13 protein-coding genes are annotated in these 13,619 nt (G+C 35.1%); 8 read left to right on the plus strand and 5 right to left on the minus strand.

Features of this window, described 5'->3' with window-relative positions; all coding sequences use genetic code 11:
• Positions 1-133: 133 nt before the first annotated feature.
• Both ACHRVL_RS17855 and ACHRVL_RS17860 read left to right on the plus strand, forming a co-directional pair.
• On the plus strand, positions 134-607 hold the full coding sequence (locus ACHRVL_RS17855) for a hypothetical protein (protein WP_073411028.1): 474 nt from the start codon (positions 134-136) through the stop codon (positions 605-607).
• Between the two features lie 130 nt (positions 608-737).
• Positions 738-938, plus strand: a complete 201-nt coding sequence (locus tag ACHRVL_RS17860) for a hypothetical protein (RefSeq protein ID WP_073411026.1) — start codon at positions 738-740, stop codon at positions 936-938.
• Positions 939-1,143: 205 nt separating this feature from the next.
• Here ACHRVL_RS17860 and ACHRVL_RS17865 read toward each other — a convergent pair whose 3' ends face one another.
• The 3 genes from ACHRVL_RS17865 to ACHRVL_RS17875 all read right to left on the minus strand — a co-directional run bounded on the left by ACHRVL_RS17865 (position 1,144) and on the right by ACHRVL_RS17875 (position 3,572).
• The gene (locus ACHRVL_RS17865) at positions 1,144-1,722 is read right to left on the minus strand and encodes an alkylphosphonate utilization protein (protein ID WP_073411025.1); all 579 of its coding nucleotides are present in this window, start codon (positions 1,720-1,722) and stop codon (positions 1,144-1,146) included.
• A gap of 116 nt (positions 1,723-1,838) precedes the next feature.
• Complete coding sequence (locus ACHRVL_RS17870; protein WP_073411023.1) at positions 1,839-2,435, minus strand: methyltransferase domain-containing protein; 597 nt, start codon at positions 2,433-2,435, stop codon at positions 1,839-1,841.
• A 471-nt stretch (positions 2,436-2,906) separates the two neighbouring features.
• Positions 2,907-3,572, minus strand: coding sequence for an IS6 family transposase (locus tag ACHRVL_RS17875; RefSeq protein ID WP_286969011.1), 666 nt, complete (start codon positions 3,570-3,572; stop codon positions 2,907-2,909).
• A gap of 520 nt (positions 3,573-4,092) precedes the next feature.
• On the opposite strand from ACHRVL_RS17875, the gene ACHRVL_RS17880 reads away from it, so the two are divergent.
• From ACHRVL_RS17880 to ACHRVL_RS17890, 3 genes are all read left to right on the plus strand, one after another.
• Positions 4,093-4,383, plus strand: coding sequence for a transposase (locus ACHRVL_RS17880; RefSeq protein ID WP_286969009.1), 291 nt, complete (start codon positions 4,093-4,095; stop codon positions 4,381-4,383).
• A complete protein-coding gene (locus ACHRVL_RS17885; RefSeq protein WP_286969008.1) occupies positions 4,380-5,252 on the plus strand; it encodes an IS3 family transposase in 873 nt (290 codons plus the stop codon). Before ACHRVL_RS17880 ends, ACHRVL_RS17885 begins: the two co-directional genes overlap by 4 nt.
• A 504-nt stretch (positions 5,253-5,756) precedes the next feature.
• Complete coding sequence (locus ACHRVL_RS17890) at positions 5,757-7,190, plus strand: DUF1254 domain-containing protein (protein ID WP_395414782.1); 1,434 nt, start codon at positions 5,757-5,759, stop codon at positions 7,188-7,190.
• Positions 7,191-7,257: 67 nt separating this feature from the next.
• On the opposite strand, the gene ACHRVL_RS17895 is transcribed toward ACHRVL_RS17890, so the two are convergent.
• On the minus strand, positions 7,258-7,698 hold the full coding sequence (locus ACHRVL_RS17895; RefSeq protein ID WP_286969005.1) for a hypothetical protein: 441 nt from the start codon (positions 7,696-7,698) through the stop codon (positions 7,258-7,260).
• Positions 7,699-7,735: 37 nt separating this feature from the next.
• Positions 7,736-8,605 carry a DNA damage-inducible protein D gene (gene dinD, locus ACHRVL_RS17900; RefSeq protein WP_395414783.1) on the minus strand — a complete coding sequence of 290 codons (870 nt, stop codon included), beginning with the start codon at positions 8,603-8,605 and terminating at the stop codon, positions 7,736-7,738.
• Positions 8,606-8,857: 252 nt separating this feature from the next.
• Here dinD and ppsA point away from each other — a divergent pair, with 252 nt between their 5' ends.
• From ppsA to ACHRVL_RS17915, 3 genes are all read left to right on the plus strand, one after another.
• Positions 8,858-11,263 carry a phosphoenolpyruvate synthase gene (gene ppsA / locus ACHRVL_RS17905; protein ID WP_395414784.1) on the plus strand — a complete coding sequence of 802 codons (2,406 nt, stop codon included), beginning with the start codon at positions 8,858-8,860 and terminating at the stop codon, positions 11,261-11,263.
• A 115-nt stretch (positions 11,264-11,378) separates the two neighbouring features.
• Positions 11,379-12,569, plus strand: a complete 1,191-nt coding sequence (locus tag ACHRVL_RS17910) for a PAS domain-containing sensor histidine kinase (RefSeq protein ID WP_286969001.1) — start codon at positions 11,379-11,381, stop codon at positions 12,567-12,569.
• Positions 12,562-13,611, plus strand: a complete 1,050-nt coding sequence (locus ACHRVL_RS17915; protein ID WP_286969000.1) for a response regulator — start codon at positions 12,562-12,564, stop codon at positions 13,609-13,611. The genes ACHRVL_RS17910 and ACHRVL_RS17915 overlap by 8 nt, the downstream gene beginning before the upstream one ends.
• Positions 13,612-13,619 lie beyond the last annotated feature (8 nt).

A 13,619-nucleotide genomic window follows, 5' to 3' on the forward strand; every position in this document is an offset into this window, starting at 1 on the left:
ATTGGTTAAATCTGTACCTGTGGTTTCTTTTTTTGAGTTAAAAAAACCTAATGTATTAACAATGTGTAATGGTGCCTTTTCTTTCAGTTAACAGTTGATTTATTTTAAATATATACAAGCTACATTTTAATTTATGGAAGAAGTATTTATAGTAGCTGCTAAAAGAACTCCTATCGGAGGATTTCTTGGGAATCTGTCCGATTTTTCAGCTTCTCAGCTAGGGCAAATTGCTATTAATGGCGCTCTAAACGAAACAAGTTTAACTTCAAGAGATATTGACTCTGTCTATATGGGTAATTTATTTCCTGTCAATCTTGATGAGTCCTCTGCAGGACAAGCATCCGAATCCTCAGGGATTTCAAGTAAATTAAACTGCATAAAAATTGACAAAGTCTGTACTTCAGGAATGAAAGCTGTAATGCTGGGCATTGAACAGATTCAATCAGGAATAGAAAACATCGTGATTACAGGCAGTACAGAAAGCATGAGTAATGTATCCCCTTCCTCTTTGAAAAGAAATAAAAATAAGTCAGAACACACTAATCTTACTGACAAGCTGCTCAATGACCAGCATATTAATACCTACAATGATCAGATACTTCACTGATTTTTATTCCATTATTTGATACCAAAGACTGGAATCAGATTGTAATTTATATTCAGAAGTTTATTTATAACAGCAGTGCAGTAATAATAGTTTTAGATGTGGAAGGACAAATAATGGCAGATTACCAGCCATGGAAAAAATACATTCGATTGAACAGAGTACTCCCAATCAATTTACATTTAAGAAGAAACAAACAATTGAGAAAGATTTTTTGGTTCAGCAAAGCCTTATGCTGATAGACGCAGAAGGCTGGAGACATTTGGTTAATACAAAAAGTTCATGGTTATCTGATATTCCTTCAACATTGATTATTGCAGACGAAAAAAAATAAAAACTTCCAAAATAAATTCATCCCTATATAATAAATATTCCTAATTAATACAGGGATGAATTCTTTAATCAAATCTTAAACCTTTTCCATTTCTATATATTAATTCTAATATCATCTTATGAAAAAGTGCTGATGCAGAACAATTTTAATATACAAGGGTTTATAATCATTTATGTTATAGCAAACCTATAAACATATAATAATATTATTTCTTCACAAATTTAGTTAGAATTACTATTACCTGCCCGTCTATTTTTCCTTCAATTTGCTCATGATTGTCATGAACTAAACGAATATTTCGCACCGCTGTACCAACTTTTGCATTTAAAGATGAGCCTTTTACATCCAAATCTTTGATAAGAGTTACCGTATCGCCGTTTTGCAGGATATTACCATTGCTGTCTTTATGGAAATTAATAGATCCGTCACCAGTATGGTCTCCGGTTGCTTTTGCCCATTCCAGATTTTCATCCTCTAAATACATCATATCCAGCGCATCAGCAGCCCAGCTTTCATTACGAAAACGGTTAAGCAGACGCCATGAAACCACCTGTACGGCCGGTACTTCACTCCACATAGATGTAAATAGAAAATTTTTCCAGAAAACATCATCCAACTCCTCTTTCTTTTCAATTTGATTAAAGCATTTTTCATTGATTAAAATCCAGCTGTCGGCTCCTTTATTTTGAGCAGGCGGGACTTCATAAGCTATTAGATTTTCACTGCTGCCGCTTAATTCACATACATTTCCACTTCTCTTTTTTAGTAATTCTTCTAATTTCATTTTATTTATAAATAAAGTTTAAAGACTTCTCAGAACATATTCTAAATTCATATATTCTTCACCGTCCATATTTTAATTAATTTTATTCAGTAGGCTTATAGATTTCATGCTCCAATTTAAGCCGTTTTTCTCCAGAAGCTTAATACCCCGCTGTGCGAAATGGATTCTAAGCTGAAACTTTTTGGAACCTCTCTGCAATTGCTCCAGTAGGTAACCAGTTTTGTGCCAATGGGAGTTTTCTCCAGCTGGTCTTTAAGATAAGCTGTATATAGATTATATAGTTCCTCACTTGGATCAATTGATTTGTCAATACGGGCCGTCAGATCTATATTTTCCTGAAATGAATTGAAAAAATAGAAAGCGTCATAATCCAAAAAAGATATCTCCATAATATTTGAGTGTACGAATTCTACATTATCAATCTTATATTTTTTGGCAATTTTTCGCGATAATTTTATAAGCGATTCCCTTTGTTCCACCCCATAAAAAATTCCATCTGTTAAAGCGGCCCCCACAAGGCAGAATTTTCCAGCCCCCGAGCCTATATCCAATACTCTTTTATTGGGTTTGTCCACCAAAAAACCAGCTGCTTTTCTGGCTATTTTTACGGGGGTCCAATGGCGGGAGGCGAGCTTCTTTATCCTAATAGGGTACACTTGGTTAAACTCGTTATCATCAATAGATTTATTTTGCTTGAGATGTTCAAAAATCATTTTATAAATACTTTTGCATTTGCTGCAGTTGGCTTAATTTTCCTTGCTAAATGGAATAATTTAACAGGTGGTAAAAATATAGAGAGTCCCAATATATTTAACTGATTAATATCTTTCTAAAATTTGATTTAAATCAAGAATTCCGTTCAAAGGATTCTGATTTCAATTATAAATCAGGAACGACATAAGAGCTGCCTAAATTATGGCGCCAAAACGCAAAGCATCTTCTCAATCAAAATGAAGTAGGATCCTATAGTAGCCATTACTTTTTTCCTGCCCTGAATCTTTAAGATCTTTTTTGCTTTTTTTTCTGTTTTCGCTTATAAAAATCTTTATCCTTTATTAAGCCCACTGACATTCCCACACACCCTTCACCTTATATTTATATTGCACGCATTCTCCACATATGCATCTTGATTGGTTCTGTCGCATCTGTCGGAATCAAATATAAGAATTTAAGTAATTTAAAAGTTAGTCTGCTAATTTAGAGAATGATTTAAACATAGTTGTCCCATGTCCAATCATCTGATTCTTTCTCAGCATATGCACAACTTCAATTCCACTCAATGTTCGTCTTGCTGATTCAAAGCTTTTAAAGCCTAACCCGTTTTGTATCCTCCATTTTATAAATCGATGGTCCTGTTCTACAATATTGTTGAGATATTTACACTGCCGAATTTTAATCTTTGAGAACGAACGCTTGTTATAGACTTTGATCGCTGCGGTATTAGAACCGCTTTTATCAATGTTTATTACTCTTGGTATGCAGTTATTACTAATTGCTTTAATTAGAAAAGACTGAGCGCTCATTCTTTGTCTTCTTCTGGTCAAAAGAAAGTCTACTGTATTGCCTAGTTTATCTACTGCTCTATATAAATAACACCAAATACCTTTTACTTTGATATAGGTTTCATCCAATCTCCAACTTGTACCTACTTTACCTTTTCTCTTCTTCATCTCTGACTCAATGAAAGGTGTGAACTTAAAAACCCAGCGCTGAATAGTAGCATGATCAACATGAACTCCTCGCATTTTCATGATCTCTTCAACATCCCGATAGCTTAACGTAAACCTAAGCTTAAAATATACGGCCTGCAGTATAATAGACCTCGGATAGCAATGACCTTTCGTATTCATGAGTTTAACAATTCAAAAAAGGCAAAGTTAAAACGTAGGTAGATGCGACAGAACCTACGTAAGTATGCCTTAATAATTTTTAAAACCAAATACAACTTAATTAAGTTAAATCACATACAGTTCATCTATCGGCAAAAAAGAATTTATTTGTGTGGCGTTGACACCTTTTTTACTACTCTAGAATAATGCTTTAATCTCTTAAACCTAAATATTCAATTTTTTTGATATATTTGTAATACAAAAAAAAGAATAATACTTCTGACTGTTAATTCGTTAGCATTTAATTTTTGTGCATGATTTAATCTTGAAATAGTAAAATTGAATTTGGGTGCAGAATCGGTGCATTAGGTTCAAGACATTTATAAAAACGTAGCAAAGACGGGATCTCAACACATTGGAGTTGACACCTTTTCTGCGACTAAAAGCTAAGGCGGTATTTATCTGAAGCAGTAAAAAATGATGATATATTGCCTAAAATTTCTGACTGGCAGCTAATTTTATTCCTGCTAATTTTAACAGCATGAAAAATACGAGGAGAACCTTTACATTAAGCTTTAAGATTCTGGCCGCCACCATGAGCATCCACTGCGGAAGAGTGTGTGACGTGGCAAGAGAACTCAACATCAGTACAAGTACCCTTCAGCACTGGAAGAAGCTTTACCAAGAAGGCAGATTTACCACAAAGAAAACTTCAGCTGAAATATCCCATAAAAATGAGCTGCAGAAGCTTCGGAAACAGATAAAAGAATTAGAAATTGAAAGGGACATCCTAAAAAAGGCTCAAAATATCTTCTCCAAGAGCGGCGGGTGAAATATGAATTCATCAGAGAAAATGCTGAAATTTTTCCTGTCGAGAAGATGTGCCGGATTTTTCAGATCCACAAAAGCAGTTTCTTCCGCTGGAGGAAAAGAACACCCACTGCAAAGTCTGTACGGAAAGCCCATATCATAAAAGAAATTATAAGAATTTACCATTGGAGCCAATGTCGATACGGAAGCCCTAGAATTGCTAAAGAATTAGATTCCATTGGGATAAAAGTTTCCAGAAAATTTGTCGCGCAGATTATGAAGGAAAACCATCTGAGAAGCATTGCAAAATCTAAATATAAAAAGACTACAAACCCACCCCGTAATAACAGATCAGCAGAAAACAGATTAGAACAGATTTTTAAGGCAGCCAGAAGAAACGAAATCTGGGTTTCTGATATAACCTACATCGAAACAGATGAAGGCTGGATCTATCTCACTGTGGTGATAGACCTTTTTGACCGTAAAGTGATCGGCTGGTCAATCAGCGAAACAATGAGAGCAAAAGATACAAGCATCACCTCTTTAACGAAAGCTCTTTTAAATCGTCCATTGCAGAACAATCAGGAACTACTCTTTCACTCAGACCAAGGAAAGCAATATGCGTGCCGTGAGTTTATTGCTTTATTAGCCACAAATAAAATAACCCAAAGCATGAGCCGAAAAGGAAACTGCTATGATAACGCGATAGCAGAAAGCTTCTTCAAGACATTAAAGGTAGAGCTGGTATACCAAAATAAATATAAGACTAAAGAGAAAGCAGAAAAATCAATAACCGATTATATCGAGAACTTTTACAACACCTGCAGAAGACATTCTGCACTCGGAAACTTAACCATCGAAGAGTTTCAGAATCAGCAGGCAATTAAATAATAGCTTTTCTTAGTATGCTAGAGTTAAACTGGGTGCACAATCGATGCATTTAGATTTAACAAGAACTGATAATACTGTATTAAAACAATTTGAAGGCTCAAGTTCGAAACATTACTAACACTAATGTCTGGAGAGTTTAGGTTCGAAACTTTTAGAGTTCAAATATTTCAACAAATTGACCGGATACTTAGCAGGGATAATTTATATATTACTTTTCAATCATTATAATTTTGCATTTCAATTTACAATACAATTAGTAACTCTTATAATTGTATAGAATGTAAATTCCAAGTATTGAAATCTTTTTTGGTTTCATCTTATAATTTGAAACCACTTTAGAATGTTTTTCAAATATTATAATTTTGCAATTTTATAATTTTATCCTTATCAAATTTGAAGATATACAGTAACTACAATTGTATGGTATTAATTTAAGTTTTTATGTCATGATAATCAAACGAACCTTAATCAAATCCTTATTTTTTTTTTCTGACAATTTCTCCTTTGTTTGCCCAGAAATACAAAACAGATGTACCTGCATCACTAGTGATTTCTAACAAGATAGAATCTCGTATTGGAACATTGAACTTTAAAGATGGTTTTCCTGATGATAAAACCGTTGAAAAAGTCTATGATAACCTCGATTTTAGCAGGGCTCTTATCGCTTTTATGAATACCATGCCCGGAGCCTCGCAGGTAGCACAACGTAAAGGTATTCGTGAATTTGGACCTGATAATGGTACCGTTATTATTTTTGAAAACTTAATGGATTCAAGATCGCTTTTTTTAACAGCAAATACAGAGAGCATGTACGCCCTTGGCTGGCTAAACTTAAAAGACGGACCTGTTGTGGTAGAATCTCCTCCCAATACCCTTGGACTAGTGGATGATTTTTGGTTTCATTATGTAACAGATCTTGGACTTGCGGGACCAGATAAGGGAAAAGGCGGGAAATTTATTTTTGTACCGCCAGGTTACAAAGGTAAAATTCCAACAGGTTATTTTGTATTTAAACCCAAGACCTATAATCTTTTATTTGGAACCAGAGGATTTGTAGTCAATGGTGATACAAAATCAACTGCAGAGAACATTAAGAAAAACTTGCGCATATATCCACTTTCAAAAGCTGTCAATCCGTCCAAAACGAATTTTGTCAATGTATCGGGAAAATCTTTCAGCACCATCCACTCTATGGATTATAATTTCTTCAAAGAAATTAACGAAGTAGTTCAGGAAGAGTCAAACGACGCCATGGATTCCGAAACCTTGGGACTGCTGGCTTCGATCGGTATTGAAAAAGGAAAACCTTTTAACCCTGATGAAAGAATGAAAAAAATACTCACTGAAGCGGCTTCGGTAGGTAATGCCACGGCAAGAGCCAATGCTTACCGTTCGCGCCTGACAGATTCTTTCTTTTTCCCAAACAGTGCCTGGGGTACCTATTTTATAGGAGGCAGTTATCTTTTTGAACATGAAGGTGTCCGTATGCTCGATGCTCGCTCTTATATGTTTTTCTATGCCACAGGCATCACCCCTGCTATGGCTATCCAAAAAGTGGGTGCCGGTTCAGCATATGCTGCCGCATTTGTCGATGCCCAAAAGAAACCCTTTGACGGCGGTAAGACTTATCACCTGCATTTACCTCCCAATATTCCGGCAAAACAGTTTTGGTCAGTAGTTTTGTATGACAATCAGACTCGATCTATGCTTCAGACCGATCAGCAGTTTCCGAGTATCAGCAGTCAGAAAAAAGAAACTCAGGTGAATGCTGACAGTTCTGTAGATTTGTACTTTGGACCTAAATCACCTGCAGGAAAAGAAAATAACTGGGTACAAACAATACCAGATAAAGGATGGAGCATTATCCTGCGTCTTTACGGTCCGCAGCAGTCATGGTTTGATAAGACTTGGAAACCCGGAGAAATTGAAGAAATATAATAATTTGTTAAGACGAGGAAGTTCCCTTCTATTAATTTCTAATTTAAAATATTTTTGATAATTCACATTATTTCAACTCTTTTAATGCATCTTCCAGTTTATATTTTTCTCGAACATAATCTTCCTCTAATGAGTCAATAGTCTGTTGTAAAGATGGATCATAGTGCTTAATATCCCCTGCAAATTGTTTAGTAAATTTTACTTTTTCCTTTAATAGGTTAAGTTGCTTCTGAGCGTCTTCTATGCACGTATTCATGTATTCCCGCTCGTCTTGAGGGTGCAATTCTACTTGCTCTCTCTGCTGATCAATAATCTGTTGTGACGATTTAATGATACTGTCTGATTCTTTGTTCAATGCAAACCACTTTCTCAGAAGATTATCATTAATACCAGAGACCTCATCTAAATCTGTCTCTAAGCCATTTTCATTTGAACTCGTCCAATCTTTTTGCTGGCAGCAATATAACAGTATAGCAATACCAGCCAGTATGTAAAACTTTGTTTTCATATAATTTCTTATTTAATTTCTCTTGTGATATTTTCAATTACAAAACAGTTTTATTCTTACTGCTTTTTCTGGTTTTCAATTCTTTGTCTTTGTTGTTTGCCAATTTGATAGTACTAGCAACAGGAAAATTTTCTGGTAAAATCAAAATTGTTTCTTCAATTACTTTACGAGTTTTTAATCCAACAGCAAAATGAATACTATTGGCTTCAACAATATCATTGACTTTGTCGTTTTTGAGCTTTTCTGTGGTTTGAGTAACACGAAATAAATTCATTGCCAATTCTGTATTTTCCATATGGTCGAGAATGTTTTCATCAGGATTAAGACCTCTAATCTCGCGTATGGCTTTTACATCCAGACCTCCATAAAGTCCTCTATATCCATGGTTTTGAAAAAAGGCATAATCTGCAGGGGTAACAATACCAGCTTTTCGTGCGGCTCCTGCTAGCTGAAGATTTCTCTTAGCTAGTTCTTTACGAAGAAAATATCTTCGCTCTTTTACTATTTTAAAATTTTTACTTTTTTGCTGTTGGTTCAATTCCTGCAGACGAGCTTGTGTTGCAAAATAGGCTTGTCCAAGCGCTACCGGTTTTAAAGCAGGATCTGCATTTTGAATTATAAGATAACAGCCATATCGTGATAATTTTGCATCACCCCCATTACTTTGTAAATCACTCTCAACTGATTTTATTGCACTAAAATCTTTAAAATGTAATGCTGTCTCCTGACCTGTATTAATACAGGAAGCCTTTGCCTTATCCAGCACTTCAATAAATGAACTATACCTGGAATACCCTAGCAATTTTGCAAGATCCTTGGCACTCCAATACTCATTGCCAGCCTTATCTGTTTTTTTGAGTTTCTCAAATATCGATATGCTTTTGCTTTGTGATTTATTTGCTTTCATTGTACTTTTTATTTAAAATCTGAGATTATTTTCTAAACTTATTTTAAATTAAAATTATCCTCAATACATCTTAGCTAGACTCTAAGACAGCAAATATCATTTAATATTTTAAGCAGAAAAATGATTTGTATCACCTTATAAAAAAGCTATAAATATCAAAAGATGATCACAATCATTTTTAATTTTTACGTGTCCAACTATCTTTAAAATAAAATTAAAAGCCATAAAAAGAGAGATTAAAAAGAAATGAAAATGGAAAAATATATTTTAAAGTTTAGTGAGATCGGAATTAACGATATTAATAAAGTAGGTGGCAAAAATGCTTCTCTGGGAGAGATGTACAATAATCTTAGTCCTCATGGTATTAGAGTTTCCAATGGTTTTGCCATAACAACAACTGCCTACAAAGATTTTATAGAATACAATCATTTAAGTTTTGCTCTAAACGAATTAATGCAACTTTTGGATAAGAAAGACTTTATCAACTTAACTGAAATTGGTGAGAAAGCGAGAAAGCTGCTACTTGATGCAAAATTTCCCTTAGATCTTCAAACCGAAATTTCAGACGCCTACTCCTGTTTATGTGAAGACAAAGATCTGGCAGTTGCCGTTAGAAGTAGTGCCACTGCAGAAGATCTTGTCAATGCAAGCTTTGCTGGACAACACGATTCATTTCTAAATATTAAAGGTACAATGCCGCTGATTTATGCCGTAAAATGCTGTTTTGCGTCACTCTATACAGACAGAGCCATTAAATACAGATTTGACAAAGGTTTTGATCACGACAAAATATTTCTTTCTGTTGGTATTCAGCAAATGGTCCGCTCTGATTTAGCTTGTTCCGGTATCGGATTTACACTGGAACCCGAATCGGGATTCCTTGATGTGATTCATATTGCAGGGACCTGGGGTCTAGGTGAAACAATCGTACAAGGTATCGTAACTCCTGATGAATTTCTAGTATTTAAAAGATCCATTAAAAACAATAAAAAGGCTATTTTGCAGAAAAATCTCGGAGCAAAAAATAAGATGCTCATTTACAATGATAATTCTTCCGGTACTAATTCAACTGTTCTAAAAATTACGCCCCGAAAATGGTGCAACAAATTTGTCCTTGACGACTCCGAAATTGAAAAACTCGCCAGATGGGCCCTTATTATAGAAGAACATTATAATAAACCAATGGATTTTGAATGGGCGAAGGATGGCTTAAATGGAGAGCTTTATATTATTCAGGCCAGACCGGAAACGGTACATTCCCTCTTAAAACCACTATCAATTACTACTTATAAATTAGAAAAAAAAGGAGTAGCACTTGTTCAGGGCGAGGCTGTTGGAAACCGTATAATTTGTGGTACTGCAAGAATTCTTGTATCGCCAAAAGACGCTTCAAAACTCCAAAGTGAAGAAATTCTGGTTACTAATTTTACCAGTCCGGATTGGGATCCTATCCTAAAAAAAGTGGCTGGAATCATTACCAATAAAGGCGGACGAACAAGTCATGCCTCTATAGTAGCCAGAGAAATGGGAACACCAGCCATTGTGGGAATCGGTAATGCCACTGAAATTATTAAAGATGGGGATCTTATTACCCTGAGCTGTGCAGAAGGAAAAACCGGTTATGTCTATAAAGGCAAATTAAAATACCTGCAAACAACTGTGCCACTCAACAAAATAAAGCTCCCTCAAAAACCAAAAGTCCAGCTGATAGTTTCTGAACCCGAGAAAGCATTTGATTTATCATTTTATCCAAATGATGGCGTAGGCTTACTCAGACTTGAATTTATTATAAGCCACAACGTGAAGATACATCCCATGGCGCTCATTCATCCGGAAAAAGTACTTGATGCTGATCAAAGTTTAGCGATAGCAACACTCACACAAAACTATAGTAGTAAGCCAAATTACCTCATCGAAAAACTCTCACAAGGTGTAGCCACAATAGCGGCAGCCTTTTATCCCAAAGAAGTCATCGTCAGAATGAGTGATTTTAAAAGCAATGAATATTCTCAACTTCTCGGAGGCTCTTTTTTTGAGCCTCACGAAGAAAATCCAATGCTTGGTTTTCGTGGCGCTTCCCGTTACTATCATGAAAAATATCGCGAAGGATTCAGGCTTGAATGTGAAGCGATGAAAATAGTTCGGGATGAAATGGGACTTACCAATGTAAAACTCATGATTCCATTTTGTCGTACGCCCGAAGAAGGAAAAAAAGTGATCGCTCTAATGGAAGAATACGGTTTAAAACAGCGTAATAATGGTCTTGAAATATATGTTATGGCAGAGCTTCCATCAAACATATTACTGGCTCAAGAGTTTGCTGAAATTTTTGATGGTTTTTCTATCGGTTCCAATGATCTAACACAGCTTACTTTAGGCATCGACAGAGATTCTGAATTAATTGCAGATCTTTTTGATGAACAAAATCCAGCTTCAAAACAATTCATACTCCAAATGATAAATACCGCTGTGAAAATGGGTAAGAAAATTGGCCTTTGCGGACAGGCGCCTAGTGATTCAGCAGATTTTACAAAATTTTTAGTTACGGCAGGAATCGATAGTATTTCTTTTAATGCTGATGCTCTAATAAATGGTATTAAAAATATCAATACATCAACACTTTCTCTAAAGTTCAAAAGAGGTGCTTCTATACATTAAGAGAACTTTTTGAATCATAAATTAAAGAATGAAACCAGTAGATAAAAACAACAAGACAAAACATTGATTATCAAAAACATTTACCGAAATTTGTTTAAAAAAAATCGATTGCAAAATGAAAAACCAGGCACTTTTAAATGCAATTATTGAAAATGCAATCGATGGCATAATCACAATTAACGAAAGAGGAATTGTTGAATCTATTAATCCTTCTGCATGCCGTCTTTTTCTGTATAATCCTGATGAAGTTATTGGCAAAAACATTTCACTTTTAATGCCTTCTCCAGATAGAGAAAAACACGATTCTTATATACAAAACTATAAATCTTCTGGAATTCCGCATATTATTGGACATGACAGGGATGTGCTTGGGAGGAAAAAAGACGGAAACATATTTCCTTTTAGGCTTGGAGTAAGTGAAGTTAAATTTGAGGGAGAAAGAATTTTTGCAGGTTTCATTCATGATATGAGCCACCAAAAAGAAGCGGAAAACCGTTTAATGCAATACACTCAGCATTTAGAAGAACTAGTAAAAGACCGTACGCAGACGTTAAACGAAACTATTGAAGCCTTAACCGCCACACAAGAAGAGGTGAGCAACACCCTCGAAAAAGAGAAAGAACTTAATAAAATTAAAAGCCGCCTCTTATCGATGGCCTCCCATGAATTTAGAACACCTTTAAGCACCATTCAGCTTTCCACTGCCCTACTGCAGCGTTATGTAGAAAATATAGATAATCCAAAAATTGAAACCCATATACGGAAGATCAAAAGCGCCATTGTAAACCTGACTACAATTTTGAATGATTTTTTACTTCTTGAAAAAGCAGAATCGAATAAAATTACTCTCGAAATATCAACTTTTAATCTACAGGATTTTATCAAAGAAATTATAGGAGAATTGAAGCTCCTTACAAAAAAGAGACAAAAGATAATTAGCATACCCAATACTGAAATTATTTTGGTAAAGCTGGACAAAAACTTACTCAAAAATTGCATCATCAATCTTGTATCCAATGCTATAAAATATTCAGGAGAGGAAACCGAAATCGAACTATCGACTTCAATCACGGATACTATGATAACCATCAATGTTAAAGATAATGGCATTGGCATTCCTGAGGAAGATCATAAACATTTGTTTGAAGCTTTCTTTAGAGCGCATAATACAGGAAATATTCCAGGGACGGGTCTGGGACTTCATATTGTTTCACGCTATGTATCACTAATGAATGGAACCATTTCATTTAAAAGCGCCATTGATAAAGGAACCTTATTTACTATTGAATTGCCACGTTATGACTAAAATACTTATCATTGAAGATAATGACAATATCAGAGAAAATGTTGTTGAAATACTTGAACTCTCCGGTTATGAGGTTTTTGCAGCAGCTAATGGAAAAACAGGAGTGGAAACAGCACTTAAAATATTGCCTGATCTAATACTATGTGATATTATGATGCCTGAACTTGATGGATATGGCGTTTTACATATTCTTCATAAACATCCTGAAACACAAGCAACACCTATTATATTTTTGACTGCCAAAGCGGAAAGAGCCGATATTCGTAAAGGAATGGAGCTGGGAGTTGATGATTATCTTACCAAGCCATTTGATGATATTGAGCTCCTTAAGGCAATAGAAGCCAGATTGAAGAAAAAAGAACTGCAACAACTTTTTTATGGACAGAGTGCCGAAAACCTCAACGCAGTTATTTCTAAAGAAGACGGACTCGTAAAACTAAAAGAAATCATGCTTGATCGCAGCACCCGACATTATAAAAAAAATCAATATATTCATTACGAAGGCGATCATGTACTAGGAATCTATTATATCATAAGCGGAAAAGTTAAGACGGTAAAACTTACTCAGGAAGGACGTGAACTTATTACTGGCGTTTATAAAGAAAATGATTATCTGGATATCAGTATACTGTTTTCAAATGATACTTATAACGATACCACTATTGCACTGGAAGAAACAGTTTTAAGCTTTTTGCCAACAGAACAGCTTGATAAACTTCTTTTTCTGTATCCTGATGTTGGTGCTAAATTCATCAAAATTCTCGCCAATGATATGCGAGAAAAAGAAGAACGACTGCTGCAGATTGCTTATATGTCAGTACGCAAAAGAATTGCCCAAGGTATTGTACACCTAGCAAAGGAGCACAGCTCTGATGGCAATAGTATTAAATTCTCCAGAGATGATCTGGCCGCTTTTTCTGGAACATCACCTGAAACTGTCAGCCGTACTTTAAGCGATTTTAAGGAAGAAGGATTAATAGAAAAAACCTCAAGTACTATACATATCCTTAATTTAGATAAACTAAGCAGGATAAAAAACTAAAAAATCAA

The sequence above is a fragment of the Flavobacterium sp. FlaQc-28 genome, assembly GCF_044007415.1.
GTDB lineage: Bacteria > Bacteroidota > Bacteroidia > Flavobacteriales > Flavobacteriaceae > Flavobacterium.